The 24,837-nt window shown below is 67.9% G+C and carries 25 protein-coding genes; 12 read left to right on the top strand and 13 right to left on the bottom strand.

All coding sequences use genetic code 11. The features are described from left to right. The first annotated feature begins 29 nt into the window (after positions 1-29). Complete coding sequence (gene rpsR / locus ACYVO6_RS32290; protein ID WP_003949403.1) at positions 30-266, top strand: 30S ribosomal protein S18; 237 nt, start codon at positions 30-32, stop codon at positions 264-266. Positions 267-284: 18 nt separating this feature from the next. Further along, on the top strand, positions 285-731 hold the full coding sequence (rplI, locus tag ACYVO6_RS32285) for a 50S ribosomal protein L9 (RefSeq protein ID WP_033321283.1): 447 nt from the start codon (positions 285-287) through the stop codon (positions 729-731). 212 nt (positions 732-943) lie between these two features. Here the strand turns inward: rplI and ACYVO6_RS32280 are convergent, their stop codons facing one another. Further along, positions 944-2,281 carry an MATE family efflux transporter gene (locus ACYVO6_RS32280; protein WP_461067369.1) on the bottom strand — a complete coding sequence of 446 codons (1,338 nt, stop codon included), beginning with the start codon at positions 2,279-2,281 and terminating at the stop codon, positions 944-946. A gap of 459 nt (positions 2,282-2,740) precedes the next feature. Between ACYVO6_RS32280 and dnaB the strand changes: the two genes are divergently transcribed. The 3 genes from dnaB to ACYVO6_RS32265 all read left to right on the top strand — a co-directional run bounded on the left by dnaB (position 2,741) and on the right by ACYVO6_RS32265 (position 6,689). Further along, on the top strand, positions 2,741-4,213 hold the full coding sequence (dnaB, locus tag ACYVO6_RS32275) for a replicative DNA helicase (RefSeq protein WP_461067367.1): 1,473 nt from the start codon (positions 2,741-2,743) through the stop codon (positions 4,211-4,213). A 312-nt stretch (positions 4,214-4,525) separates the two neighbouring features. Next, a complete protein-coding gene (locus ACYVO6_RS32270; RefSeq protein ID WP_461067365.1) occupies positions 4,526-5,125 on the top strand; it encodes a class I SAM-dependent methyltransferase in 600 nt (199 codons plus the stop codon). Positions 5,126-5,303: 178 nt separating this feature from the next. Beyond that, complete coding sequence (locus ACYVO6_RS32265) at positions 5,304-6,689, top strand: serine hydrolase domain-containing protein (protein ID WP_461067363.1); 1,386 nt, start codon at positions 5,304-5,306, stop codon at positions 6,687-6,689. A 107-nt stretch (positions 6,690-6,796) separates the two neighbouring features. On the opposite strand, the gene ACYVO6_RS32260 is transcribed toward ACYVO6_RS32265, so the two are convergent. The 3 genes from ACYVO6_RS32260 to ACYVO6_RS32250 form a co-directional block, all read right to left on the bottom strand. Beyond that, positions 6,797-7,252, bottom strand: a complete 456-nt coding sequence (locus ACYVO6_RS32260; protein WP_461067361.1) for a GNAT family N-acetyltransferase — start codon at positions 7,250-7,252, stop codon at positions 6,797-6,799. Between the two features lie 330 nt (positions 7,253-7,582). After that, positions 7,583-8,449, bottom strand: coding sequence for a GNAT family N-acetyltransferase (locus ACYVO6_RS32255; RefSeq protein ID WP_461067359.1), 867 nt, complete (start codon positions 8,447-8,449; stop codon positions 7,583-7,585). 5 nt (positions 8,450-8,454) lie between these two features. Beyond that, on the bottom strand, positions 8,455-8,991 hold the full coding sequence (locus tag ACYVO6_RS32250; protein WP_461067357.1) for a DUF2269 domain-containing protein: 537 nt from the start codon (positions 8,989-8,991) through the stop codon (positions 8,455-8,457). Between the two features lie 76 nt (positions 8,992-9,067). On the opposite strand from ACYVO6_RS32250, the gene ACYVO6_RS32245 reads away from it, so the two are divergent. Then, on the top strand, positions 9,068-9,700 hold the full coding sequence (locus ACYVO6_RS32245; protein ID WP_461067355.1) for an HAD family hydrolase: 633 nt from the start codon (positions 9,068-9,070) through the stop codon (positions 9,698-9,700). A 427-nt stretch (positions 9,701-10,127) separates the two neighbouring features. After that, complete coding sequence (locus tag ACYVO6_RS32240) at positions 10,128-11,603, top strand: globin domain-containing protein (RefSeq protein ID WP_461067353.1); 1,476 nt, start codon at positions 10,128-10,130, stop codon at positions 11,601-11,603. Between the two features lie 28 nt (positions 11,604-11,631). On the opposite strand, the gene ACYVO6_RS32235 is transcribed toward ACYVO6_RS32240, so the two are convergent. The 5 genes from ACYVO6_RS32235 to ACYVO6_RS32215 all read right to left on the bottom strand — a co-directional run bounded on the left by ACYVO6_RS32235 (position 11,632) and on the right by ACYVO6_RS32215 (position 15,345). After that, positions 11,632-12,114 (bottom strand): NUDIX domain-containing protein, encoded by a 483-nt coding sequence (locus ACYVO6_RS32235; RefSeq protein ID WP_461067351.1) that lies wholly within the window; start codon positions 12,112-12,114, stop codon positions 11,632-11,634. Positions 12,115-12,156: 42 nt separating this feature from the next. Continuing rightward, positions 12,157-13,062 (bottom strand): LysR family transcriptional regulator, encoded by a 906-nt coding sequence (locus tag ACYVO6_RS32230; RefSeq protein ID WP_461067349.1) that lies wholly within the window; start codon positions 13,060-13,062, stop codon positions 12,157-12,159. Between the two features lie 217 nt (positions 13,063-13,279). Continuing rightward, positions 13,280-14,419 (bottom strand): cystathionine gamma-lyase, encoded by a 1,140-nt coding sequence (locus tag ACYVO6_RS32225; RefSeq protein ID WP_461067347.1) that lies wholly within the window; start codon positions 14,417-14,419, stop codon positions 13,280-13,282. Continuing rightward, a complete protein-coding gene (locus ACYVO6_RS32220) occupies positions 14,416-14,958 on the bottom strand; it encodes a low molecular weight protein-tyrosine-phosphatase (protein ID WP_461067345.1) in 543 nt (180 codons plus the stop codon). The genes ACYVO6_RS32225 and ACYVO6_RS32220 overlap by 4 nt, the downstream gene beginning before the upstream one ends. A 9-nt stretch (positions 14,959-14,967) precedes the next feature. Continuing rightward, positions 14,968-15,345 (bottom strand): phage holin family protein, encoded by a 378-nt coding sequence (locus tag ACYVO6_RS32215; RefSeq protein ID WP_461067343.1) that lies wholly within the window; start codon positions 15,343-15,345, stop codon positions 14,968-14,970. A 48-nt stretch (positions 15,346-15,393) separates the two neighbouring features. On the opposite strand from ACYVO6_RS32215, the gene ACYVO6_RS32210 reads away from it, so the two are divergent. The 4 genes from ACYVO6_RS32210 (at position 15,394) to ACYVO6_RS32195 (ending at position 17,683) form a co-directional block, all read left to right on the top strand. Beyond that, complete coding sequence (locus ACYVO6_RS32210) at positions 15,394-15,711, top strand: cupin domain-containing protein (RefSeq protein WP_033321271.1); 318 nt, start codon at positions 15,394-15,396, stop codon at positions 15,709-15,711. Between the two features lie 160 nt (positions 15,712-15,871). Continuing rightward, complete coding sequence (locus ACYVO6_RS32205) at positions 15,872-16,084, top strand: DUF5326 family protein (protein WP_461067341.1); 213 nt, start codon at positions 15,872-15,874, stop codon at positions 16,082-16,084. A 345-nt stretch (positions 16,085-16,429) separates the two neighbouring features. Continuing rightward, the gene (locus tag ACYVO6_RS32200) at positions 16,430-17,143 is read left to right on the top strand and encodes an IclR family transcriptional regulator (protein WP_461067428.1); all 714 of its coding nucleotides are present in this window, start codon (positions 16,430-16,432) and stop codon (positions 17,141-17,143) included. 99 nt (positions 17,144-17,242) lie between these two features. Continuing rightward, the gene (locus tag ACYVO6_RS32195) at positions 17,243-17,683 is read left to right on the top strand and encodes an SsgA family sporulation/cell division regulator (protein ID WP_461067339.1); all 441 of its coding nucleotides are present in this window, start codon (positions 17,243-17,245) and stop codon (positions 17,681-17,683) included. Between the two features lie 30 nt (positions 17,684-17,713). Here the strand turns inward: ACYVO6_RS32195 and ACYVO6_RS32190 are convergent, their stop codons facing one another. Beyond that, the gene (locus ACYVO6_RS32190) at positions 17,714-19,144 is read right to left on the bottom strand and encodes a YibE/F family protein (RefSeq protein WP_461067337.1); all 1,431 of its coding nucleotides are present in this window, start codon (positions 19,142-19,144) and stop codon (positions 17,714-17,716) included. Between the two features lie 221 nt (positions 19,145-19,365). Here ACYVO6_RS32190 and thiC point away from each other — a divergent pair, with 221 nt between their 5' ends. Continuing rightward, positions 19,366-21,186 carry a phosphomethylpyrimidine synthase ThiC gene (thiC, locus tag ACYVO6_RS32185; RefSeq protein ID WP_461067335.1) on the top strand — a complete coding sequence of 607 codons (1,821 nt, stop codon included), beginning with the start codon at positions 19,366-19,368 and terminating at the stop codon, positions 21,184-21,186. A gap of 147 nt (positions 21,187-21,333) precedes the next feature. Here the strand turns inward: thiC and ACYVO6_RS32180 are convergent, their stop codons facing one another. The 3 genes from ACYVO6_RS32180 to ACYVO6_RS32170 all read right to left on the bottom strand — a co-directional run bounded on the left by ACYVO6_RS32180 (position 21,334) and on the right by ACYVO6_RS32170 (position 24,826). Next, entirely contained in the window at positions 21,334-22,203 is an 870-nt protein-coding gene (locus ACYVO6_RS32180; RefSeq protein WP_461067333.1) for a hypothetical protein, read from the bottom strand. Between the two features lie 183 nt (positions 22,204-22,386). Then, positions 22,387-23,511, bottom strand: coding sequence for a metallophosphoesterase (locus ACYVO6_RS32175; RefSeq protein WP_461067331.1), 1,125 nt, complete (start codon positions 23,509-23,511; stop codon positions 22,387-22,389). A 202-nt stretch (positions 23,512-23,713) separates the two neighbouring features. Beyond that, the gene (locus ACYVO6_RS32170; RefSeq protein ID WP_461067329.1) at positions 23,714-24,826 is read right to left on the bottom strand and encodes a LacI family DNA-binding transcriptional regulator; all 1,113 of its coding nucleotides are present in this window, start codon (positions 24,824-24,826) and stop codon (positions 23,714-23,716) included. Between the last annotated feature and the right edge of the window lie 11 nt (positions 24,827-24,837).

Genomic DNA, 24,837 nt, shown 5'->3' with positions numbered 1-24,837 from the left:
ACACTTCTTGATCACACAGGAGATACACCATGGCGAAGCCGCCTGTGCGCAAGCCGAAGAAGAAGGTCTGCGCTTTCTGCAAGGACAAGGTCACGTACGTGGACTACAAGGACACGAACATGCTGCGGAAGTTCATTTCCGACCGCGGCAAGATCCGTGCCCGCCGCGTGACCGGCAACTGCACGCAGCATCAGCGTGACGTCGCCACGGCCGTCAAGAACAGCCGTGAGATGGCGCTGCTGCCCTACACCTCCACCGCGCGATAAGGGAAGGGTGACCGACAGATGAAGATCATCCTCACCCACGAGGTCTCCGGCCTCGGCGCCGCGGGCGACGTCGTCGACGTCAAGGACGGTTACGCCCGCAACTACCTGATCCCGCGGAACTTCGCGATCCGCTGGACCAAGGGCGGCGAGAAGGACGTCGAGCAGATCCGTCGCGCTCGCAAGATCCACGAGATCCAGACGATCGAGCAGGCCAACGAGATCAAGGCACGCCTCGAGGGCGTCAAGGTCCGCCTGGCCGTCCGCTCCGGCGACGCCGGTCGGCTCTTCGGTTCCGTCACCCCGGCCGACATCGCCTCGGCGATCAAGGCTTCCGGTGGCCCCGAGGTCGACAAGCGCCGCATCGAGCTGGGCTCGCCGATCAAGACGCTGGGCGCTCATGAGACGTCCGTACGTCTGCACCCCGAGGTTGCCGCCAAGGTCAACATCGAGGTCGTCGCTGCCTAAGTGCTGCGCTCGCTGAAACAGTGTGGGGCCGTGCCTTTCGGGGTTCGGCCCCACATGAATGTCCCTGCGCATGCGGTCCGGGTCCTTTGGAGGCAGACGCCTTGGCTGGGACGTATGGACACCCGTGTTTCACGTGAAACGGCGTGCACCGGTCCGCCAAGTGGTCGTCGTTTCACGTGAAACCGCGCGCATCCGGTTGTGCTCAGATCTGCTCAGCGCGTCGCCCCGGTGACGATCCAGCGACCTGAGCGGGAGCGCAGCCACAAGGTCAGCATGCGCATTGTCATCATCAGAGTCATTGCTCCCCACAGCGCCGTCAGGCCGCCGCCGAGAACAGGTACGAGCAGGGCGGCGGGCGTGAAGACAGCGAGCGTCACGAGCATCGCCCGTGCCAAGTAAGTGCCGTCTCCGGCGCCCATCAGGACGCCGTCGAGTACGAAGACGATGCCGCAGACCGGCTGAGAGAGGGCCACCACGACGAGAGCGGGCAGTGCTGCGTCCTTGACCACCGAGTCACTGGTGAAGAGCGGGACGAAGAGCGGCCGGGTGACGATCACTAGCACACCGAGCACGACGCCGACCGCGATGCCCCAGTCCACCATGCGGCGACAGGCGTCGCGGGCGCCTTGGGCGTCACCCGCGCCGAGATGGCGGCCGATGATCGCCTGACCGGCGATGGCGATCGCGTCCAGGGCGAAGGCGAGCAGATTCCACAGCCCCAGGATGATCTGGTGTGCGGCGATGTCCGCGTCTCCGAGCCGGGCTGCCACGCCGGTGGTGATCATCAGGATGGCCCGCAGCGAGAGCGTACGTATCAGCAGAGGCGTTCCGGCCTGGGCACAGGCGCGTATCCCGGCGGCGTCCGGTCGCAGTGAGGCGCCGTGCTTTCGTGCTCCACGGACGACGACAGCGAGATACACCGCGGCCATACCGCACTGGGCGATCACGGTGCCCCAGGCGGAGCCGGCGATGCCGAGGTCCGCACCGTAGACCAGGCCTGCGTTGAGGGCTCCGTTGGCGATGAAGCCCGCGATGGCGACGTACAGCGGTGTCTTTGTGTCCTGCAGTCCGCGGAGTACTCCGGTGGCGGCGAGAACGACGAGCATCGCGGGGATGCCGAGCGCCGAGATCCGCAGATACGTGGTGGCGTAGGGAGCGGCGGTGTCCGAGGCGCCGAAAAGCTCCACCAGGGCGGGAGCCGTCGGTATGACGACGGCGATGATGGCTGCCCCCAGCAGGAGCGCGAGCCAGATGCCGTCCATGCCCTGACGGATCGCGGCTTGGAGATCACCCGCGCCGACGCGGCGGGCGACGGCGGCCGTGGTGGCGTACGCCAGGAAGACGAAGATGCTGACGGCGGTGGTGAGGAGGGCGGAGGCGACACCGAGACCGGCGAGCTGCGGAGTGCCGAGATGGCCGACGATGGCGCTGTCGGCCATGAGGAAGAGAGGCTCGACGACGAGTGCGCCGAAGGCCGGGACGGCCAGCGCGACGATCTCTCGGTCGTGCCGACGCCGGGCGGCCTTGGGTGCCGCTGAAGCCTGTGTCATGCACATCAATCTAATCTTCCACAGGTAAGAGATGCAACTGCTGAGTGACCATTACTTCTCTCCTTGTGGAGGGTGCCGTCGCGGGCCGTTCGTAACGATCTTGGCCCTATTGCGGAAGTTTTTCTTCTGCACAGCCAGTGGACGGGATATGTGCAGGTCAAGGTAGGTGTGGAAAGTGGGGCGAAGGCTTGTTCACAGGCCTGTCCACCGGGTCGTGCACAGGTTTCGCGAGGTTCTCCACAGCATCCGGGCAGTCGTCCACATGGCCTGTGGATAACCAGATTGGCTGGCGGTGCCCGCAGGCCTACCGTGGTCCGGCGCCCGCTTCCCTTCCGTCCTCGGAAAACCTCGCAAAACCGACGCGTGAGAACCGGAGTTGGGCCTCTCATTTGTCAGTGCCGTGCCGTAGAAAGATGAGGCACGGCTAGGTCCGCTCGGCGGACGGGAGGAGGTGGCTCGGTGAGTATTTCCGAGCCCTTGGACGACCCGTGGGCCGACAGCGGTCCCAGTGATCGTCTGCCCGCCTCCCGTCGGCGTGATGGTGGCAGGGGTCGAGACGAGCAACACGAGCGCGGACGGGACAACGGCGTCTGGGACGGCGGAGGTTCGTCCTTCGAGCGCGTGCCGCCGCAGGACCTGGACGCCGAGCAGTCCGTACTCGGCGGCATGCTGCTGTCCAAGGACGCCATCGCCGATGTGGTCGAGTTGCTCAAGGGACATGACTTCTACCGGCCGGCGCACGAGACCATCTACAGCGCGATCCTCGACCTCTACGCGAAGGGTGAGCCTGCTGACCCGATCACGATCGCCGCCGAGCTCACCAAGCGTGGCGAGATCACCAAGGTCGGCGGCGCGTCGTATCTACATGGCCTTGTTCAGACGGTGCCGACGGCGGCGAACGCCGAGTATTACGCGGAGATCGTCCACGAACGTGCGGTGCTGCGCCGACTGGTGGAGGCCGGTACGCGCATCACGCAAATGGGATACGCGGCCGACGGCGACGTCGACGAGATCGTCAACAGCGCTCAGGCCGAGATCTACGCGGTCACCGAGCAGCGCACCACGGAGGACTATCTGCCGCTCGGCGACATCATGGAAGGTGCACTCGACGAGATCGAGGCCATCGGTTCGCGCTCGGGGGAGATGACCGGAGTACCGACTGGGTTCACCGATCTCGACCAGCTCACGAATGGGTTGCACCCGGGCCAGATGATCATCATCGCGGCGCGTCCTGCCATGGGTAAGTCCACGCTGGCGCTGGACTTCGCGCGGACCTGCTCGATCAAGCACAACATGCCGAGTGTGATCTTCTCGCTCGAAATGGGCCGCAACGAGATCGCTATGCGTCTGCTGTCGGCGGAGGCGCGTGTGGCTCTGCATCACATGCGTTCGGGCACGATGACCGACGAGGACTGGACCCGGCTCGCGCGCCGGATGCCGGATGTTTCGGCCGCTCCCCTCTATATCGACGACTCCCCGAACCTGTCGATGATGGAGATCCGCGCCAAGTGCCGTCGACTCAAGCAGCGCAGTGACCTGAAGCTCGTGGTCATCGACTATCTGCAGCTGATGCAGTCGGGCGGTTCCAAGCGGGCCGAGAGCCGTCAGCAGGAGGTCTCCGACATGTCGCGGAACCTGAAGCTTCTGGCCAAGGAGCTGGAGCTTCCGGTCATCGCGCTGTCGCAGCTGAACCGTGGCCCCGAGCAGCGTACGGACAAGAAGCCCATGGTCTCCGACCTGCGTGAATCCGGGTCGATCGAGCAGGACGCGGACATGGTGATCCTGCTGCACCGCGAGGATGCGTACGAGAAGGAGTCCCCGCGCGCGGGTGAGGCGGACATCATCGTGGGCAAGCACCGTAACGGTCCGACGGCGACGATCACGGTCGCCTTCCAGGGCCACTACTCGCGCTTTGTGGATATGCAGGCCTGAGTCTGATCCTTTGTCAGCTTGTCGCTGGCGGGGCCAGATTGGTGCCGGAGGTGGTCACGATGAGCCGACAACCCCAGCTCAGCTGGAGTGGCCCGTATGAGGTGGTGATCGTCGACGGCGGGTCGGCGCACGCGGCGGCAGCGATCAACGCTGACCTCAGCGCAGAGGACATCCGCCGTGCAGGCCCGGCAGCATCTCTTCTCACCGGATGCGGAAGCCCACCTCCGCGAACAGGTCATGGGCGACCGGCGCTACGGCATCCGACTGCTGACCGCACCAGATCACTGCCGAGGGTGAGGACAGGTGAGGACAATGGACGCACAGTTCTGGGACGACAGGTATCGCAGCCGTGACCGGCTGTTCAGCGGCGCCGCAAACGGGGTGCTCATCGCCGAGGTCACCGACCTGCCGCCAGGGGAGGCGCTCGACGTGGGATGCGGTGAGGGCGCCGACGCTCTCTGGCTGGCCCGGCGGGGTTGGCAGGTCACCGCGGTCGACATCTCACAGGCAGCCCTGCAACGCGCAGCAGCAGCCACGGACATCACTGGACGCGTGGCGTGGACACGGGCTGACCTGACCAGCACGCCACCCCCGGCCGGCGCGTTCGACCTGGTGTCCGCCCACTACTTCCCCCTTCCACACCAGCCGGACCACACTGCGCTGCGCGGCCTGCTGGACGCCGTCGCACCCGGCGGCACCCTGCTTTTCGCCACCCACGACCGCGCCGACCTGTCCCCGCGCCCGGAACAGGGCTTCGACCCCAGCGACTGCTACCAGCCCGACGACATCGCCAGGCTCCTCGATCACAACTGGACCGTTCTGATCAACGAAACCCGCCCGCGAACCGCTCCCGGCCCCGAGGGCACGCACCACACCCACGACACCGTTCTGCGAGCACAGCGTCTGCGGTGATCGGCGCCTCACGGCCCTCCGCCTGGAGGAGTTGTTGAACCCTCACCGCTGGTGAGCGAAGTGGCACATCACCTTGCGTACGCACGAGCGCCAGGTTGTCGTCTCAAGCAGCGGCTCCGCGGATGCGGTCACGCTTATTGAATTCGACGCGGGGCGGCCGACCAGGTGGACTGGGCTCATGACGACACCTCAGGAAGAGCTGCTGCCCAGTACGCGCCGGGCCCTGCTGCACCGTATTGCCACCGCTCAGGCCGAGGGACGGGCGCCGTCGATGGTGGCGGTGGTCGTGCGGGGCGGGGAGGCGGTGTGGCACGGGGCGCGGACCTCGGTGGACGGGCACGGGCCGGACGAGAACGTGCAGTACCGGATCGGGTCGATCACCAAGACGTTCACTGCGGTGCTGGTGCTGCGATTGCGGGACGAGGGAGTGCTGGACCTCGGCGATCCGCTGGAGAAGCATCTGCCGGACACGGGGGCGGGGGAGGCGACGATCGCCGAACTGCTCACGCATACGGGCGGGTTGGCGGCCGAGTCGCCTGCGCCCTGGTGGGAGCGCACGCCGGGCTCGCTACGTCCAGAGCTCGCCGATGTGCTGGGCGAACAGCCGCACCGGCATCCCGTGGGGCGGCGGCACCATTACTCGAACCCCGGCTATGCGTTGCTGGGCGCGTTGGTCGAGGAGCTGAGGGGCGCCCCCTGGGAGGAGGCTCTGCGGCGTGAGGTCCTCGAACCTCTGGGGCTGCACCGTACGAGCAGCCGCCCACAGGAACCGCACGCCGGCGGCTGGGCCGTGCATCCCTGGGCGGATGTGATGCTGCCGGAGCCCGCCGAGGATCTGGGCCGGATGGCGCCGGCCGGTCAACTCTGGTCGACCACAGGCGATCTGGCGCGCTTCGCCGCCTTCCTGGCCAAGGGAGACGACCGTGTGCTGAGTGCGCGGTCGGTGCTGGAGATGCGTACGCCTGCGGCACCGCCCGAGGCCGAGGAGGTGGTGGCCGGTACGGCCTATGGCCTTGGCATGCAGATTCAGCACCGGGACGGGCGGATCCTTGTGGGGCATTCGGGGTCCCTACCCGGCTTCCTCGCCGGTCTCGTGATCAGCGTCGAGGATGATCTGGCCTCCGTCGTGCTCACCAACTGCACCTCGGGCCCGCAGGTGACGACGGTTGCCGCGGACCTCGTGCGCATCGTCGCCGAGGCAGAGCCCCGGGTCCCCGAGCCGTGGCGTCCGTTGCCTGAAGTTGACGCATCCGTACTGGAGTTGGCAGGGCCGTGGTACTGGGGTACGCAGGCCTCCGTGCTGCGTCTCACAGCTGATGGAGGCGTCTCGCTCGGGCCCCTGTCGGGCAATGGCCGCCGCTCGCGCTTCCGGGCCAACGGCGACGGGACATGGACGGGACTCGACGGCTACTACGCGGGCGAGCTTCTGCGGGCCGTACGGCGTCCCGATGGGTCGGTGAGTCATCTGGACCTGGGGTCGTTTGTCTTCACGCGGCGACCGTACGACGAGGGGGCGCCGGTGCCGGGTGGCGTGGACCCGGAGGGGTGGCGCGGGGTGCGGTAGCCGCAGCGTCGGACGAGCAGTATCCCGCGCGACAAGAGTGTCCCGTACGACGGGAGGCGTCGTGTTTCACGTGAAACACGACGCCTCCGCGGGATGTATACACCGCCTCAGAGAGGCAGTTTGAACCCCACATGGGAGGCCGTGAACCCGAGGCGTTCGTAGAACCGGTGGGCGTCGGTGCGGGTGGCGTCGGAGGTCAGCTGGACCAACTGGCAGCCCTCGCGCTGGGATTGGTCGACGGCCCACTCGATGAGGCGGGAACCCAGGCCGCTGCCGCGCTCGTCGGCGTGAACGCGCACGCCTTCGATGATCGAGCGGGTCGCTCCCTTGCGGGACAGGCCGGGAACGATCGTGAGCTGAAGGGTGCCGACGACGCGGCCGCCTTCGCGTACGGCGACGACCAAGTGCTGGTTCGGGTCACCGCTCAGGCGGTCCAGTGCGGTCAGGTACGGGGTCAGGTCGTCCGGTGACTCGCGCTGGGCGCCCAGCGGATCGTCGGCGAGCATCGCGACGATGACGGGGACATCCTCCGCGACAGCGGGTCGTATCTCGAGGTCTCCCATGGCGGCAGCCTATGCGGGCACGCCCTGCGCAGGCGTGCCCTGTGCGGGCGCGGGGGCGGACACGCCAGCATCGTTGTGGCAGCCGCGTACAGGGCGGCTCAGCGTCTCTGATTGGCTTAGGGATCCTGAGCGTTGTTCAGGGTGTAGGCCAATCGCCTTCGTGCCCTGGTGCTGAGCGGCGGAAGCCGTCAGCCCGCGTGGCACGTCCCTCCGGACGCTGGTCGGTCAGGCCGCATGGTCTGACCGAGGAGGGTGCCCGACGTCGCCTGTGCGCCGAGCGTACACGTGACACTCTGCCGCAGGATCGCTACGTTTCGCTAATCCAGTAGGTCAGCCTGCCGCTACCGTCAGGGGAGCGAACCGGCGCGTCCAGTCGCCGGGGAGTTCCGCGATGCCGTACGTCATGACCGCGTTGAAGCTGGTGGAGGCGAGGCCCCGGGCCTTGACCCACGCCAGCAGTTCCTCGTGCCGTACATCGATATCGGTGCGCAGTACGCGGGTGGTGTGGGCGGCCAGCGAGGCGATGAGCGCCTTCGCCGTCTCCATGTCCCGGGCGATCAGCGGGCCCACGACATGGTTATCCAAATTGGGCCAGGCGGCCGCGTACCCGATGATCCGCCCGTCCTCCTCGGCGACGCGCAGTTGGTCGGCGAAGGCCGGCAGTCGCGTGATCATGTGCGTGCGGTCGGTGCCGAAGACTTCTTCGTCGAGCCGGAGGATCGCGGGAAGGTCCTCGGCCGTGGCCGCACGCGTGGTGGCCTCGGGCTCCGGGTCGCCGGGCGTGAAGTGCCCGCGGACCATCTCGGCCCGGCCAGTGGCCTTGAAGCCCAGCTCCTCGTACAGAGGGCGGCCGTACGGCGTCGCGTGCAGGGTCAGCGGGGTAGTGCCCAGTTCCGTGACGACGTGCTGCATCAGGCGGCGACCAACGCCTTGCCGGGCGTACCGTTCGGCGACCAGCACCATGCCGATGGCGGCCAGATCGGGGCGCTCCCGTGGTCCGTACGAGGTCACGACGCAGGCGCTGACAAGACCGCCGTCCGGGGCGTCGATGGCATAGCCCCTGCCCGCCGCCAGTAGCAGACCCCACTTGTGCTCCTCACGGGGCCAGCCCCGGTTCTCGGACAAGTCGGCGCAGGCGGCGAGGTCACGCGGCGTCAGACGGCGGATGGGCAGGGCGGCGAGGGAAGGAGTCGGCACGCTGGTCAGGCTGTCTGACGGGTGCGCTCGGCGTCCACCGGTTTCCGGGCAGCCTTGCGCAGATTTTGACCACGCCTAGTCAGTCCCCAGGGCTTGAGGACCGAGATCACCGTCATGAAGACATAGGCGGACAGCGAGACGATCGGCCCGGCCAGTACCTCGCTGACGTCGGGCAGTGGTCCGCCCGCGGAGACGGCGGCGACCGCGGAGTTGACTCCAGGACGCAGCGCGAAGACTGTGGCGGTCATCGTGGCCAGGGTCAGCCAGAACTTCGTGTAGACCCATCGGTGCCTCGCCAGACCCCATGGGGTGCCCAGGGACAGCACCAGACCGCTGAGGAAGGTAAGGAACGCTAGGGGGAGCAGGAGCCAGTCGGCGAAGAGCTTCATGGCGCGGACGGAAGCCTCGACGGTGACTGCGGAACCGGTGGTGGTCGCGGTGACCCCGAGCACGAGCAGCCCGAGCGTGAGCCCGAGCCAGCATGCAGAGGCGGCTACATGGACAACGAGGGTGGCCCGGCGTACGGGGCGAGTTAGTTTCACGTGAAACACCGTGCCGGGCGGGAGCAGCGAGGACGTCTGACAGCGGGAGTAACCCCGCGTACTAGCCTCGGCGTACATGGCGAGACTTCATCTCTTCGATATGGACGGGACGTTGCTGCACGGCAGCTCGGCGCCCGTGGAGATCTCCCGGCAACTCGGGCTGGAAGCCGAGACGGTGGCCCTCGACAAGGCGGTCGGCGCGGGGCGTATAAGCCCGCTGGAGTATGCGACGCATGTGCATGCCCTCTGGGCGGAACTCACCGAGGCACATGTGGCGGCGGCCTTCGCGGGGGCTCCTTGGCTGTCGGGCATTGAGGACGTCTGGGCGGAGATCAGAGGGAGCGGCGACTACTGTGCCGTCATCTCGCTGTCGCCGTCGTTCTTCGTGGAGCGGTTGACGGAGTGGGGTGCGCATGCGGCCCACGGTTCGCGTTTCCCTGCCGTGCCGTTCACCGAGCCTGTGGATCCGGCGGGGATTCTGAGCGCCGCCGCCAAGGTGCAGATCGCGGACCGGCTCTGCGCGGAGTACGGACTGGGGCGGGCGGACTGTATTGCGTACGGCGACTCGATGTCGGACAAGGACCTGTTCGGGGCGGTTCCGGTATCCGTCGCCGTCAATGCGGATCAGCATCTGACGGGTCTGGCCACGCACTCCTATGTGGGGCGTGATCTGGTGGATGCCTATCAACTGGTCCGAAGTTCCCGATAATTGAAGGAATTGCCGGTTCGGTCTCTCGCAATTCCGGGCGCAGGAAACTGGGGACTTGTGCGGCGGACCGTGACCGGTAGGGTCGACTCCGGTTCCGGTTCCGGTGTGATGTGCGCGTGTCGCGCGCATGTCCCGCGGGGAACGAGCGCAGGTCAACGCAGCCTAACGGGACAGAGAGATCGAAGACCCGCATTCTCCGTAATGCGGCCAGGGTGTTGGCGAAGGGTGGGACGCTGCGATGGCGGTAGTGCGGCCATTGTCACAATCTTGCCTTACTTGTCCATAGGGGGCGGGATTTCGGGCTTGAATGTGCCCGAATCGGCCGACGGGACAGAACGGAAAAACAAGCCGTCTGCGGGGAAAGCAGGCATCTTCCGATCGAGGAAGTGCGCAGACCGACCGAAAGATGTTCGAGGCGAGGCACAGCATGGACGCTCCGACCACCACGTCGGCCGACAACGGCACTTCAGGGGGCAACGGCGAGGGCGGCTGGTTCACGCCGCGCAGGCAGCCGGAGCCGCCCGTGGGCGGCGAGCAGGAGTCGGCCGAGGGAAGCCGTCTGGCCGCGTTGCGCCCCGTGGGCAGGCCGGCGACGGACAATGGCAAGGCAGCGCAGAAACGAATATCTCCCGTCGCGGAAGCCGGCCCGGCCAACGACGCCAACACCGAAGCCAGAGCCGACACCACCAACGCCTCCCCGACCGGCGCCCCCGGCGAGACCACCGCTCCGTACCAGCAGGACCCCCAACCCCGCGTCCCCGAACAGCGCTCCGCCCCCTCCCGTCCCGCGTCTCCCGACGCCGTCCGTATCCGCCGCACCATGGCCGAGGTGGCCCCCATTGCCGACAAGGTCACCTCGTACTTCTACGCCCTGCTCTTCGTGCGCCACCCCGACCTGCGCCCGCTGTTCCCGGCCGCGATGGACACCCAGCGGGACCGGCTGCTCAAAGCGCTGCTGACCGCAGCCGAGCACATCGACAACACCGAGGTCCTGGTCGCGTATCTGCAGAACCTCGGCCGCGGGCACCGCAAGTACGGCACCCGACCCGAGCACTACCCGGCTGTCGGCGAGTGCCTCATCGGCTCCCTGAGCCGGTACGCCTCGGCGATCTGGGACGAGGAGACCGAGGCGGCCTGGGTCCGGACGTATACGACGATCTCGCAGATCATGATCGATGCCGCGGCCGCGGACGAGCTGCTCGCCCCGGCCTGGTGGCACGCCGAGGTCGTCTCGCACGACCTCAGAACCCCCGACGTCGCCGTCATCACGGTCCGCCCCGACCAGCCATATCCCTTCCTGGCCGGGCAGTACACCAGCCTGGAGACGCCCTGGTGGCCGCGGATCTGGCGGCACTATTCCTTCGCCTCGGCACCCCGCTCCGACGGGCTGCTGTCCTTCCATGTGAAGGCGGTTCCGGCGGGCTGGGTCTCCAACGCGCTCGTGCACCATGCCCGGCCCGGCGACATCATCCGGCTCGGCCCGCCGACGGGCTCGATGACCGTCGACCACACCACCGACAGCGGGCTGCTCTGCCTGGGCGGCGGCACCGGGATCGCCCCCATCAAGGCATTGGTCGAGGACGTCGCCGAGCATGGCGAGCGGCGCCCGGTCGAGGTCTTCTACGGTGCCCGCACCGATCACGACCTGTACGACATCGACACGATGCTGCGGCTCCAGCAGATCCACCCCTGGCTCGCGGTCCGCCCGATCGTCGACCAGCAGGCGCATGTCCAGCTCCCCGACGCCGTACGGGACTACGGGCCGTGGAACGAGTTCGACGCGTATCTCTCGGGCCCGCCCGGCATGATCCGCAGTGGTGTGCACACGCTGCGGGACATCGGCATCCCGTCGGAGCGGATACGCCACGACTCGGTGGAGGAACTCGTCGCGGCCGTGGACTGACCCCGCCGCCCGCCTGAGAAGCGGGACGTCAGCCCAGGTCAGGAGCGTGCAGTGCCCGTACGCCCTCGATGTTGCCGTCCAGATAGTGCCGCAGCGACAGCGGTACGAGATGGACGGAGGCGATCCCCACCCGGGTGAAGGGAATGCGTACGATCTCGTACTCGCCAATCGGCTCGTCGATCTCGGGGCCATGACGCCGGGAGGGGTCCATCGACTCCAGCCGGCACACGAAGAAGTGCTGTACCTTCACGCCGGTCGCGCCGCCGTCCTCGCCAATGTGCTCGACGGTGTCGACGAAGCATGGCACCACGTCGGTGATCTTGGCGCCGAGTTCCTCGTGCACTTCACGATGGAGCGCGTCGACGACAGTCGTGTCCTCGGGCTCGACCCCGCCGCCGGGCGTCAGCCAATAGGGATCCACGCCGGGCTTGGTTCGCTTGATCAGGATCAGGTCGTCGCCGTCCAGCAGGACGGCGCGGGCGGTGCGCTTGACCACGGGTCGGACGGTCATGGAAGAAATGTGGCCCCGCTGGTTCCACGTGAAACATCCCCGTCATGACCAGTCGGTGGCGGCCTGAAGCAACCATTCGTGCGCCCGCGCGATATGCGGCATGGCGAGCGTGCCGGTGCGTACCACCAGGAAGTACGTCCGCAGCGGGGGCACCGCGGGTTCGAGCAGCGCCACCACGTCGCCGCACTCCAGCGCCGTTGCGCACAGATAGCGGGGCAACACCGCGAGCCCCGCGCCGGTGATCGCGCAGGCGAGGACCGCACGCAGGTCGGGGACGATGACGGTGCCCGACGCTGCCGGGCGGGAGTCGAAGACGGCGGCCCAGTAGCGAGCGACGAACGGCAGCGACTCGTGCACCTCCACCACGGGGAAGTTCTCCAGGGCGGGCGCGCCCTCGCAGAGCAGCTTGTCGGAGCCGATACGGGCCTCCCAGCGCGGCGAGGCGACCAGGACGTGCTCCTCGTCGCAGAGCGGAGTCGCCGTGAGCAGGGCACCGCGCGGACGGGCCGTACTGATGGCCAGATCGTGATGTCCGGCGGCGAGCCCCTCCAGCGTCTCCTCGGCGTTGCCGAAGGAGGCGCGCAGAGCGAGGCCCTGACCGTCGTCTCCGGTGAGCTCCGTCAGCGCGGGCAGAGCGCGTTCGGCGGTGAACTCCGGCGGCCCGGCCAGGTGAAGGGTGCGTACTGAGGAGGCTTCGTCGAGGCCGGTCTCGGCGATCTCCACAAGGGCGTCCAGATGCGGGGCGGCCTTGTGGGCGAGCTCGTCGCCGATGGTCGTGGGGGTCACGCCGCGGGCCTGGCGCAGAAAGAGGGGTCGCCCCAGCTGACGTTCCAGAGTGCGGATCTGGGAGGTGACGGCCGGCTGCGAGAGGCCGAGCAACGCGGCGGCGCGGGTGAAGGAGCCAGCCCGGTGCACGGTCACGAAGGTCCGTAGCAAGGCCAGATCCATGGTGTGTCGCCCCTCTCTCCAGCCCCACGGCAGCGCTCAACTATAAATAAGTCGATAGGTCTCTGTCGCTACTGTGATTGGACACTGACACAGAGTCAACTAGCCTTGTTCGCGCGGTTCTTCGCGCGCAGAACCGGGACGGTCCGAGCCACGAGGGGGGAGGCTCGGACCGTCCGCCGTCCGATTTCGGGTTACTGATCGGTCGCCCAGGAAGCTGTCACCGCGCCGACTCATCGAGGGCGCGGAGCACATCCGCCACCAGGTCCTCGGGGTCCTCGGCGCCGACCGAGAACCGGATGAAGCCCTCCCCGACCGCGTCCCCGCCCCACCGTCCACGCCGCTCGGCCGTGGACCGCACCCCGCCGAAGCTCGTCGCACCGTCCACCAGGCGCAGCGCCTCGAGGAAACGGTCGGCACGCGCGCGCGTGGGCAACGAAAACGACACCACACACCCGTAGCGCCTCATCTGCTGCGAGGCGATCTTGTACGAGGGATCGTCGGGCAGCCCCGGATAGCGCAGTCCCGTCACCTCGTCCCGGCCGCGCAGCGCCTCGGCCAGGACCAGGGCGGTGGCGTTCTGCCGGTCGACGCGCAGCTGGAGCGTGGCGATGGAGCGGTGTGCGAGCCAGGCCTCCATCGGCCCCGGAATGGCACCGACGATCTTGCGCCAGCGCCGCACGGCGGCCATGGCCGGGCCTTCGCCACCAGTGACGTACCCCAGCAGAATGTCCCCGTGCCCGGTGAGCTGCTTGGTGCCGCTGGCCACCGAGAAGTCGGCGCCGAGCTCCAGCGGGCGCTGTCCGAGCGGGGTCGCCAGGGTGTTGTCGACGGCGACCAGGCAGCCACGCGCGCGTGCCGCCGCGGCGAGCCGCCGGATGTCGCACACATCGAGCCCAGGGTTCGACGGGCTCTCGATCCACAGCAGCTTCGCGCCGTCGAGTACGCCGAGCTGGGCGTCGCCGCCGGTCGGCGCGGTGCGCACTTCGATGCCGTACGCCTCGAGCTGCGCGCGTATGAGCGGCAGCACCTGGTAGCCGTCGCTGGGCAGCACGACCGTGTCGCCAGTACCCAGCTGTGAGAAGAGGACCGCCGAGGCGGCGGCCACACCCGAGGCGAACACTAGGGTCTCGACGCCGCCCTGGCCCGGCGCCTCCAGCTCGCCGATGGCGCGCTCCAGGTGGGTCCAGGTCGGGTTCTCGTCGCGGCCGTAGGTGTACGGGCCCGTGGGGTCCCCCGGCAGGTGGTAGTGGGCGGCGAAGACCGGCCCCGGGAGGGTCGGCTCGTGCTTGACGGGGTCGGGCAGCCCGGCCCGCACCGCGCGTGTGCCGTCGCCCGGCCCCGTAACGGCATCCGTCATGCCGCTTCTCCCTCCACGTGTTTCTGAACCGCGGCGAACAGACCGACGCTCGCCGCCTCGACCATCTCAAGGCATTCCTCGAAGCCGTCCATGCCTCCGTAGTAGGGGTCCGGTACGTCGAGGTCGTGGCCTGCGGATTCAGAAGAGGCGTGCGAAGCACTCGTTGAGGGGGGGTGGTCGGGCGACGGGCGGGAGTACGAGCGCAGGAGCTGGACCTTCTCCGCGTCCGCCGAGGTCGGCGCGAGGCGTCGCAGGGCCTCCAGATGGCCGCTGTCGAGCGCGATGACCAGGTCGAGCCGGGAGAACCACGAGGCCCGGAACTGGCGGGCCGTGTGGTCGCTGTCGTAGCCGTTCGCCTCCAGGACGGAAACGGTGCGCGGGTCGGCGCCGTCCCCCTCGTGCCAGCCGCCGGTGCCGGCACTGTCCACCTCGATCAGCCCGTCGAGCCCGGCCTCCGCCACACGCGTGCGGAAGACGGATTCGGCCATCGGGGAGCGGCAGATGTTGCCGGTGCAGACGAAGCACACGCGATAGGGCATCAGGGTCGCTCAGTCCTTGTCGGGGAGGACGACGTTCAGCGCCCAGGAGACGATCGAGATGATCAGGCCGCCCAGGACGGCGGTCCAGAATCCCTCGACATGGAAGCTCAGGTCGAGCTTGTCCGCGAGCCATGAGGTGAGCAGCAGCATCAGAGCGTTGATCACCAGGGTGATCAGGCCGAGCGTGAGGATGAACAGCGGGAAGGTGAGCACCTTCACAATCGGCTTGACCAGGAAGTTCACCAGGCCGAAGATCAGCGCCACGAGAAGCAGTGTGCCGATCTCCTTGCCCGTGCTGTCGCCGGTCAGGGTGATCTTGTCGAGTATCCAGACGGCGACGGCGAGAGCACCCGCGTTGGCGATCGTCTTGACTACGAAATTCTTCATGTGTCTGATCGTGGCAGACGAGATCGGTAACTAGTGCGGACGAGGGCGATGAAGGCATTCCGGCTGGATGAACTGGAGGCGGAGCGCGCCGCCAACGATGGTGCGTATCTCCAGTTTCTACGCGAGAAGAACATGTCGGTCGGCCTGTACGCGCTGAACGCGGGCACGCAGGACCCGCAGCAGCCCCACCGCCAGGACGAGGTGTACTTCGTAGTGAGCGGCCGCGCCGCGATCACGGTGGGCATGGAGACGACCCAGGTGGCGCGCGGCAGCGTCGTCTATGTGCCCGCAGGGGTGGCCCACAAGTTCCACCACATCAGCGAGGATCTGCGGGTTCTGGTGGTCTTCTCTCCGCCGGAGAGCTGACGTCCGGTCTCAGGGTTCCCTAGGGGAACGATCAGGGGAGGACAAGGGGTGCCGGGCCCCCGTCAACACCCCCTTCGCGCCTAGCATCGAAGGCAGGACATTCGAGACCCGTCGCCCCCTCAGCAGGGGGCGACGGGCAGAGAGACAAGGAACAAGGGCGATGCGTGAAATCTTCGAGGGGATGCCGTGGTGGGTGAAGTGGGTCGCGGTGCCGGTCATCGCTCTGGTCGTGTTCGGCGGCGTGATAGCGAGCGTCGTCGGGTTCGTGATCGGCCTGCTCTTCAAGGTGCTGGTGTTCGTGGCGCTGGTCGGCGGAGTCATGTACGTCGTACGGAAGTTCATGGCGAGCTCGTCGTCACGGAGCGACTGGTAGAGCGCCTGGTGGAGCAGCTCGTACGCGGCGGAAGCGGGCAGACGGGCTGCCGCAGGGGGTTGCCGACAACCGGTCGGCAACAACAGGAATCAACGATTCCCTCGGGGGAGGGAAGTTTCGGGGCAGGCCGTCCGCGAGCGGTGGCGGGCGGTTAAAGTCCGGAATTCGACGCGGGGTTGATCCCCGCGGGCGGCGCACAGACCCCTCCCGTGACACCCCCGCACGGGTGGCCCCCTCGCGCTTAGGGAGTGACCCTTGGCCACTGCTGACACCGCATCCCCAGGACCGAACGCCCCCTCCACCGAGCCGCACCCCACGACACTCATCGGATCCGTGCAGCGTGCGATGCGCCTCCTGGAATCCGCCGCCCAGCACGAGCACGGGGCGCCCGCCAAGCAACTGGCCCGCGAGGCCCACCTCGCGCTGCCCACGGCGTACCACCTGTTGCGCACCCTCGCCCACGAAGGCTATCTGCGCCGCGAGAAGGGCCTGTTCTTCCTCGGCGAGGCGGCCGAGCGACTCAGCAGCAGCGCCGCCCGGCAGAAACGTCGCAGCACGGTCGTCGACGCGCTCGCGCAGTGGCGCGATTCGATCGGTGTGCCCGTGTACTACGCGGTCTACCGAGAGGGCGAGATCGACGTCCAGTGCGTCGCCGACACCCCGGCCAATCCGGCGGTCGAGGAATGGGCCGACTTCCGCGAGACCGGACACGCCCACGCGATCGGCCAGTGCCTGCTGTCCCAACTCGACGAGGAGGCCCGCCGCGACCACCTCGACCGGTATCCCGTGCAGTCGATCACTCCGTACACGGTGCGTGACGATCACATTCTGTTGCGGCGCCTCGAAGGGACCAAACGAATGAAGCCCGTGATCGAGCGTCAGGAATACGCGTTGGGGACGGTCTGCGCCGCAATTCCGATCATTGCGGGCACCACGGTCGGCTCGATGGCCATCTCGCTGCCCGCCCACCAGGCGGACCGACTGCTGCCTGCGGCACGGCAGTTGCAGAACGAGATCGGCAGGCTGCCAGGGACGCTCGCCCTCTCTATCAGCATCTGAAAAATCACTCCTTGTGATCTGGTGTGTACGTTCAGCAAGATGCCAGCAGTGTCAGGTGGATGGTTCCTGGCCAGTCGACGTCAGACGGCGGGGTAGGCGATGCGCGAGTCAGTAGTACAGGCAGAGATCATGATGAGCTTTCTCGTGTCGGAGGAGCTCTCCTTCCGCATTCCGGTGGAGCTTCGATACGAGACCTGTGATCCCTATGCCGTACGGCTGACCTTCCACCTGCCCGGCGATGCCCCGGTGACCTGGGCCTTCGGCCGGGAGCTGCTGATCGACGGGGTGGGGCGGCCGTGTGGGGTCGGTGATGTGCACATTGCGCCCGCCGACTCCGAGGGGTTCGGCGATGTGCTGATCCGGCTCCAAGTAGGCGCCGACCAGGCGCTGTTCCGCTGCGGTGCGGTGCCGCTCGTGGCGTTCCTGGACCGCACGGACAAGCTGGTGCCACTGGGCCAGGAGCACTCTCTCGCCGACTTCGACACACATCTCGACGAGGCCCTGGACCGCATCCTGGCGGAAGAACAGAGCGCGGGCTGAGTCATACGGCACTCAGGGTGCCGTAACGCTTCAGCGCTTGCGGCGGCGCCCCCTCCCGCCGAGTACCGGCGTCCTGACGCCTGCCTGTGCCTGCTCCGGCGGTTGTGCCTGCGTAGGCGTCTGCGCCGGGGACGCGGAGCCGGGGCGGTCCGCCGAGACCACGAGAGCGGCCAGGGCCGTAGTGACCGGTACGGAGGCGACCAGGCCGATCGAGCCGACGAGCGTACGCACGATCTCCTCGGCGACCAGCTCACTGTTGGCCACCGTCCCCACGCTGCTCTGAGCGATCGAGAACAGCAGCAACAAGGGAAGCGCGGCGCCCGCGTACGCGAGGACGAGCGTGTTGACGACGGACGCGATGTGGTCGCGGCCGATACGGATACCCGCGCGGTACAGCCCGCGCCAGCCCATCGACGGATTGGCCGCGTGCAGCTCCCAGACCGCCGATGTCTGCGTCACCGTCACATCGTCGAGCACACCGAGCGAACCGATGATGACACCCGCGAGCAGCAGACCGCTCATGTCGATGCTCGGGTACAGGCCATGGATCAGACCGGTGTTGTCGTCCGTGTTGCCGGTGAGCGCGGACCAGTCGATGAACAGGGAGCCGAGCACCCCGATCAGCAGGAGCGAGAGCAGGGTTCCGAGCACCGCGACCGATGTTCGGGCGGAGAGGCCGTGGCAGGCGTAGAGCGCGATCAGCATGATGGCGCTCGCCCCGACGACCGCCACGACCAGGGGGTTCGATCCCTGAAGTATCGCGGGCAGGATGAAGAACGTCAGGAGAAGGAAGCTGACGGCCAGCGCGATCAGTGCCATCACGCCGCGCATCCGGCCCACCACGACCACGGCGAGCGCGAAGATCCCGGCGAGCAGCGCCATCGGGAGCCTGCGGTTCACATCGGTGACCGAGTACTGAAGGTCCCTGGGGGCGTCGGGCGCGTACGCCACGATCACTTCCTGCCCCTGGCTCAGCTGCCGCGACGAGTCAGGCTGGACGATCTCCGTGAAGGTACGGCCCTTGTCCTTGCCGGTGTCGACCCGGACCGTCGCCTTCTTGCAGATGCCGTTCGCCTGCTGCTGAGCGGAGGAGCCCTCCGCGGTCGAGGTGTCGCCGGTCGGAGTGCCCCCCGAGGCGTTGACGGACTTGCAGTCCACCTCGTCGACCTTGGTCACCGTGGCCTGCTGGGTCTGCCGGTCGAAGCCGACGCCGGTGCGTTCATGAGGTGGAGCGCCGCCTGGCCACAGCACGGCCAGGCCTACGACGACCGCCGTGGCGAAGGGAATCAGCACCGCGGCGATGACCTTGCGCAAGTGTTTGGACACGGGGGCTGGAGGACCGTGGCCATGGCTATGCGCATGGCTGTGGCCATGACCGTCACCAGAGCCGTGGTTGTCGCCGGGGCCGGGCCCGTGCGGCGGTTCGGACGGGGGAAGCGGGGGCTGATGCGTTGTAGTCACCGACCGATCATCGCAAGAACGGAAGGGGCCCACTGTTCAGCGCGCCCAATATGACGCTAGCGTGGAGGGACCTTTTGCACACGCGGGAGCTCGGAGCACCGGGCTGAGAGGGCGCTGACCTCCGTCCCGGCGATGTTTCACGTGGAACATCGCCGTACGGAAACCGCTGCGTCGACCGCTGAACCTGTTACCGGGTAATGCCGGCGTAGGGAGTAGGTCTCATGACCAACAAGGACGTACGCACGCCTGCCTCCAGCCAGACGGACGGGGACTCTCCCTCGTCCGGGAACGGCGAGGCCGGGAAGTCCATCGGCTGGCACAAGGGATATGTCGAGGGCTCGCACCCCGGCCTACGGGTGCCGGTCCGTCAGGTGCACCTCACCAACGGGCAGTCAGTCACCCTGTACGACGCCTCCGGCCCGTACACCGATCCGACCGTTGACACCGATGTCCGCAGGGGCCTGGCGCCACTGCGCGAGAATTGGGTCATCGCCCGCGGCGACACCGAGGAGTATCCAGGCCGTCCCATCCGCCCTGAGGACGACGGGATCAAGCACACCTCGCCGCGTGGCGGACTGCGCAACCTCGACGCCGTCTTCCCGGGGCGTCCGCGCCAGCCGCGCCGGGGTCGCGGCGGTACGGCCGTCACACAGCTCGCGTATGCCCGACGTGGCGAGATCACACCGGAAATGGAATTCGCGGCGGTCCGCGAGAACGTCGACCCGGAGGTCGTACGCGAGGAGATCGCCGCGGGACGGGCCGTGCTGCCCGCGAACGTCAACCACCCGGAGATCGAGCCGATGATCATCGGCAAGCGATTCCTGGTGAAAGTCAACGCCAACATCGGTAATTCGGCGGTCACTTCCTCCATCGAGGAGGAGGTCGAGAAGATGACCTGGGCGACCCACTGGGGCGCCGACACGGTCATGGACCTGTCCACCGGCCGCAATATCCACACCACCCGCGAGTGGGTGCTGCGCAACTCCCCCGTCCCCATCGGCACGGTCCCGATCTACCAGGCGCTCGAGAAGGTCGACGGCCGCGCCGAGGAGCTGACCTGGGAGATCTACAAGGACACGGTCATCGAGCAGGCCGAGCAGGGCGTGGACTACATGACCGTGCATGCGGGCGTGCGCCTGCCGTATGTACCGCTCACCGCGAACCGCAAGACCGGCATCGTCTCGCGTGGCGGCTCGATCATGGCGGCCTGGTGCCTCGCGCACCACAAGGAGTCGTTCCTCTACGAGAACTTCGAAGAGCTGTGCGAGATCCTGGCCGCCTACGACGTCACGTACTCGCTCGGCGACGGGCTGCGGCCCGGCTCGATCGCGGACGCCAATGACGCAGCCCAATTCGCGGAGTTGAGGACGCTCGGGGAACTCAACACGATCGCCAAGCGTTTCAACGTACAGACCATGATCGAGGGCCCGGGACATATTCCGATGCACAAGATCAAAGAGAACATCGACCTTCAGCAGGAGATCTGTGATGAAGCTCCGTTCTATACGCTCGGCCCGCTGACGACGGACGTCGCACCGGCGTACGACCACATCACCTCCGGCATCGGTGCCGCGATGATCGCCTGGTGGGGCACGGCCATGCTCTGCTATGTCACGCCCAAGGAACACTTGGGCCTACCCAACCGTGACGACGTCAAGACCGGCGTCATCACCTACAAGATCGCTGCCCATGCAGCCGACCTCGCCAAGGGGCACCCAGGTGCGCAGGAATGGGACGACGCGCTGTCCGACGCCCGCTTCGAGTTCCGCTGGGAGGACCAGTTCAACCTGGCCCTAGACCCTGACACGGCCCGAGAGTTCCACGACGAAACCCTCCCGGCCGAGCCCGCCAAGACGGCCCACTTCTGCTCGATGTGCGGGCCGAAGTTCTGTTCGATGAAGATCAGCCAAAGCATCACAGAGCGGTTCGGTGGTGACGCGGCTGAGGGGGCGTCTCCCGAAGAGGTCGCTGAGGGGATGCTGCAGAAGTCGAAGGAGTTCGCGGCGAGCGGGAACCGGGTGTACCTGCCGATCGCGGACTGAACCTGGTCCGGGCACGGCGGCAGCGCACCGCTCCGGGCTCCGGCCCTCGACTTTGTGGTCGTGGGCCGGGGCGCCCGTGCGGCTTGTCCGTCCGGCCGGAAGCTCCGGGTTCCGGTTCGGCTGCTTTCGGTGTCGCCCCGGTTGCTGCTACTCCGGCTGATGCTCCGGTCCCCCGAAGTCCGGGCTGGAGAAGTCCGGGCTCGAGTAGCTGGGGCGGGGGCCCGCCGCGGGGCCGCCGTCGGGGCTGCTGAAGCCCGGGCGGTTGTAGCCGAGGTGGGGGATTCGGCTGGTCGGCTGCGGCGGTGTCGTACGGCCGAGGGCCACTGAGCCCGGGTCGGCGAGTGCCTCTCGGAGGAACGGCATGATGCCGCGCTCCAGGAGAGCCTCGCGCCAGGCTTCCCTGGCCCGGCTCACTTCCTCGCTGCTCTCGCTCTGTGCGCCGGCCTGCAGCGAGCTCTCTCCGTTGCGCAGGGCGGTGAGCAGCAGCCCGACCGCGGCGATCAGGATCGCCGCCGCGGTCACCGCGCCGAAGACCCACCCGGTGGTGAGGAGAGTCTGGGCGAACGCCGGCTCGGGGTTGAGCATCTTCAGGAGGTAGCCGACGAGCAGGAAGATCGCCGAGGCGGTACCGGCGAGGACGGGAGTGAGTACCGCGGCGACGGCGACGGCGCCCGCCCCGGCGGTCTCGGCCGCCTCCCCGACCGTGGCGGCGAGTCCCACCGCACTCGTGCCCGGGTCCGTGGATCCGGATCCTTCGTGGACGCGTGGGGTGGGCGGCGCCGGCTGGCGCAGTTCCTCGCGGACCTTCACGTAGTGCTGATATTCGGTCGCTGCGGCGGCCGTGATGAGAGCGGAGGCGTTGAGCGCCATGGTGCGCAGTTGTTCGGGGTTGAGCCGCTGGCCTACAGCGGCGAGTTCCGGACGGTGTGGTGCGGAGCGCAGCGCCTCATCGAGGAGCCGCTCGTACTCTTGGCGGTCCTCACTCAGCAGGTGCTGCGGAACGCTGTTCATGTGCATCCCCCGATGCTCCGTAGGGCTTGGGGCTCGGCATGCTGACGAGCCGTCGGGCAGAAACGGAGGGGAGCCTGCTACGGATAAGCCGATGGTAGAGCGGAGACAGCACGCGGTGACAGGGGGTTTCCGGAAATTGCCCCTTGGCCGGCACCGTCCCCGGTGGGAGAACGCCTGCCCGGAGAGGGGTCAGTTATCCAGGGGCAGTTGCTGGACCAGTAGCTTTCCGGCCATGGTCACGCCGCCGTCCATCGCGATGGCCAGCCCGTCGGCGTACACATGCGGTCCTTCGACCACAGGGCCCGCGGCATCGTCGTCGTCCTCCGAGCCGACCTCGCCGAGGAGATACGGAATGGGGCTGTGACCATGGACGATGCGGGAGCCGCCGTACATGTCGAGGAGTTCGCGCACGGCCTGGGCGCCCCCGTCGTCGCGGAACGCGAAGCGCTTGGTGAACTTGCGGAAGAGGTCCCAGCATTCGTCCGCGTCGTTACGTGTGAGGGCTTCGCGAACGGTGTCGTTGACCGCTTCGATGGAGTCGCCGTAGTCGAGATAGGCGGTGGTGTCGGAGTGCACCAGCAGGTGCCCGTCCGCCAGCTCCATCGCGTCGAGGCGGGCCATCCACTGCAGATGGTGGTCCTCGAGGCGTTCCATGTCGGTCTTCTGGCCGCCGTTGAGCAGCCAGGCGGCCTGGAAAGTGGCCGTACCGGCACCGGAGTTGACAGGGGTGTCGCCGAATCGCTTGGCGCCGAGCAGCAGCAGCTCGTGATTGCCCATCAGCGCCTTGCAGTAGCCGCCGGCCGCGGCGGCCTCGGCGGACAGCCGCATCACGAGGTCGATGACGCCGATGCCGTCGGGCCCTCGGTCAGTGAAGTCCCCGAGGAACCACAGCCGTGCGGTGCCCGCCGACCAGCGGCCGTCGATGTCGATGAGGCCCTTCTCGCGCAGCGCGGCGACGAGTTCGTCGAGGTAGCCGTGCACATCGCCGACGACGTACAGCGGGCCCGGCCCTGCGGTGGCCTGCGGGACGGTCGCGGCTTCGGGGCTGATCGGCACCTGAAGGGTGTCACCGCGGTTGATGACGGGCAGATCGCGCTGCGTCGGTGTATAGCCCTCGGCGTCCTCGCCCGGTCTGGTGCCCTCACCGGGAGGCATCTGCTGCGCATGAGGCGGCTGTTGCGGATGAGATCCGGGCTGAGCGTAAGGGCCGGAGGGCTGCGCATACGGATCGGCTTCGTGGACGTACGCAGGCACGCGGAAGTCGCGCACCGTCGGCGTCCGCACCTCGGGTCCCTGACCGGCCCCCTGAGTCATCGACCCCTCCACCACCATCGCGCCGCATCTGCACCGCATCGGACTGCCTGGTCGCAGCGGCCCGCGGTGTCGTGCGCCCATCATAGGAATGCGGATCGCGCCATGTGATGACCCAGGGGTGGTGAATCGGGGCAGGACCCCAGTTCACCGTGGTTTTCTCCCGAATTGCAAGGGCTTTCACACCGGATGTCACCGCCTGACGTCACTCTTCTTCCGGTGATCGGGGCGGGCTGACGGTCGTACGCGGCGGCCGTCGCTCGGAGGAGGTCCGCACGATCAACTCCGTAGGTATCACCTGCTCGACCGGTTGGTCCGATTCGACCCCCTCGATGGCGTCGATGAGGAGCTGGACCACGGCCGTGCCGATGTGGCGCGGTTTGAGTGAAAGAGTAGTGAGGGGCGGCTCGGTGTTGGCGTACACGGCGGACTCGCTGCAGCAGACGAGCAGCAGATCCTCCGGTACGCGCAGACCGTAGCGGCGAGCGGCCGCGAGGAGGTCGGTGCCGTTCGGGTCGAACAGTCCGTACACGGCGTCGGGCCGGTCGGGCCGGGCGAGCAGCCGGTCGGCGGCGACGGCTCCCGCGCAGGGATCGTGCGCGGGGTAGGCCTCGTACACCGGATCCTGGCCGACGCGCTCGCACCAGCGCAGGTACGCGGTCGTCGACAGATGCGTGTACGTGTCCGTGGAGGTCCCGGTGAGCAGGCCGATCCGGCGGGCGCCCGCGTCGGCCAGGTGGTCGAGGATGCCCATGACCGCGGCTTCGTGGTCGTTGTCCACCCAGGCGGTCACCGGGAGCGAGCCGGCCGGGCGGCCGTCGGAGACCACCGGTAAACCCTGGCGGACCAGTTCGCTGACGACGGGGTCCTGGTCGGAGGGGTCGATGACCACGGTTCCGTCCAGGGCCACGTTCGACCACACGTCGTGGCGCGAGGTGGCGGGGAGGATGACCAGGGCGTAGCCCCGGGCGAGCGCGGCCGAGGTGGCGGCTCTGGCCATCTCCGCGAAATACGCGAACTCCGTGAAGGTGAAAGGTTCATCCCCGTAGGTCGTGACGGTCAGGCCGATGAGGCCCGACTTTCCGGTACGGAGCGTGCGGGCCGCGGCGGAGGGGCGATAGCCCAGCCGGTCGGCGACCTCGCGGACATGGCGTCGGGTGGCGTCCGGGAGCCGGCCCTTGCCGTTGAGTGCGTCGGACACGGTCGTGATGGAGACTCCGGCGGCCGCGGCCACGTCTCTGATGCCCGCCCGGCCCGGCCGACTGCCTCGACGGGTGGTCTCGGCCCGGCTCACCTGGTGCTTCCCTGCTGCTGTCATGGCGAGCCGAT

The organism is Streptomyces pseudoechinosporeus, assembly GCF_054783935.1.
This window is presented reverse-complemented; position numbering and strand designations above follow the sequence as displayed.

Excerpts from the sequence above, each read along its gene's own strand:
- rpsR (WP_003949403.1), top strand. The coding sequence starts at position 30 with ATGGCGAAGCCGCCTGTGCGCAAGCCGAAGAAGAAGGTCTGCGCTTTC.
- rplI (WP_033321283.1), top strand. The coding sequence starts at position 285 with ATGAAGATCATCCTCACCCACGAGGTCTCCGGCCTCGGCGCCGCGGGC.
- ACYVO6_RS32280 (WP_461067369.1), bottom strand. The coding sequence starts at position 2,281 with ATGACACAGGCTTCAGCGGCACCCAAGGCCGCCCGGCGTCGGCACGAC.
- ACYVO6_RS32270 (WP_461067365.1), top strand. The coding sequence starts at position 4,526 with ATGGACGCACAGTTCTGGGACGACAGGTATCGCAGCCGTGACCGGCTG.
- ACYVO6_RS32265 (WP_461067363.1), top strand. The coding sequence starts at position 5,304 with ATGACGACACCTCAGGAAGAGCTGCTGCCCAGTACGCGCCGGGCCCTG.
- ACYVO6_RS32260 (WP_461067361.1), bottom strand. The coding sequence starts at position 7,252 with ATGGGAGACCTCGAGATACGACCCGCTGTCGCGGAGGATGTCCCCGTC.
- ACYVO6_RS32245 (WP_461067355.1), top strand. The coding sequence starts at position 9,068 with ATGGCGAGACTTCATCTCTTCGATATGGACGGGACGTTGCTGCACGGC.
- ACYVO6_RS32240 (WP_461067353.1), top strand. The coding sequence starts at position 10,128 with ATGGACGCTCCGACCACCACGTCGGCCGACAACGGCACTTCAGGGGGC.
- ACYVO6_RS32235 (WP_461067351.1), bottom strand. The coding sequence starts at position 12,114 with ATGACCGTCCGACCCGTGGTCAAGCGCACCGCCCGCGCCGTCCTGCTG.
- ACYVO6_RS32230 (WP_461067349.1), bottom strand. The coding sequence starts at position 13,062 with ATGGATCTGGCCTTGCTACGGACCTTCGTGACCGTGCACCGGGCTGGC.
- ACYVO6_RS32225 (WP_461067347.1), bottom strand. The coding sequence starts at position 14,419 with ATGACGGATGCCGTTACGGGGCCGGGCGACGGCACACGCGCGGTGCGG.
- ACYVO6_RS32220 (WP_461067345.1), bottom strand. The coding sequence starts at position 14,958 with ATGCCCTATCGCGTGTGCTTCGTCTGCACCGGCAACATCTGCCGCTCC.
- ACYVO6_RS32215 (WP_461067343.1), bottom strand. The coding sequence starts at position 15,345 with ATGAAGAATTTCGTAGTCAAGACGATCGCCAACGCGGGTGCTCTCGCC.
- ACYVO6_RS32210 (WP_033321271.1), top strand. The coding sequence starts at position 15,394 with ATGAAGGCATTCCGGCTGGATGAACTGGAGGCGGAGCGCGCCGCCAAC.
- ACYVO6_RS32205 (WP_461067341.1), top strand. The coding sequence starts at position 15,872 with ATGCGTGAAATCTTCGAGGGGATGCCGTGGTGGGTGAAGTGGGTCGCG.
- ACYVO6_RS32200 (WP_461067428.1), top strand. The coding sequence starts at position 16,430 with ATGCGCCTCCTGGAATCCGCCGCCCAGCACGAGCACGGGGCGCCCGCC.
- ACYVO6_RS32195 (WP_461067339.1), top strand. The coding sequence starts at position 17,243 with ATGCGCGAGTCAGTAGTACAGGCAGAGATCATGATGAGCTTTCTCGTG.
- thiC (WP_461067335.1), top strand. The coding sequence starts at position 19,366 with ATGACCAACAAGGACGTACGCACGCCTGCCTCCAGCCAGACGGACGGG.
- ACYVO6_RS32180 (WP_461067333.1), bottom strand. The coding sequence starts at position 22,203 with ATGCACATGAACAGCGTTCCGCAGCACCTGCTGAGTGAGGACCGCCAA.
- ACYVO6_RS32175 (WP_461067331.1), bottom strand. The coding sequence starts at position 23,511 with ATGACTCAGGGGGCCGGTCAGGGACCCGAGGTGCGGACGCCGACGGTG.
- ACYVO6_RS32170 (WP_461067329.1), bottom strand. The coding sequence starts at position 24,826 with ATGACAGCAGCAGGGAAGCACCAGGTGAGCCGGGCCGAGACCACCCGT.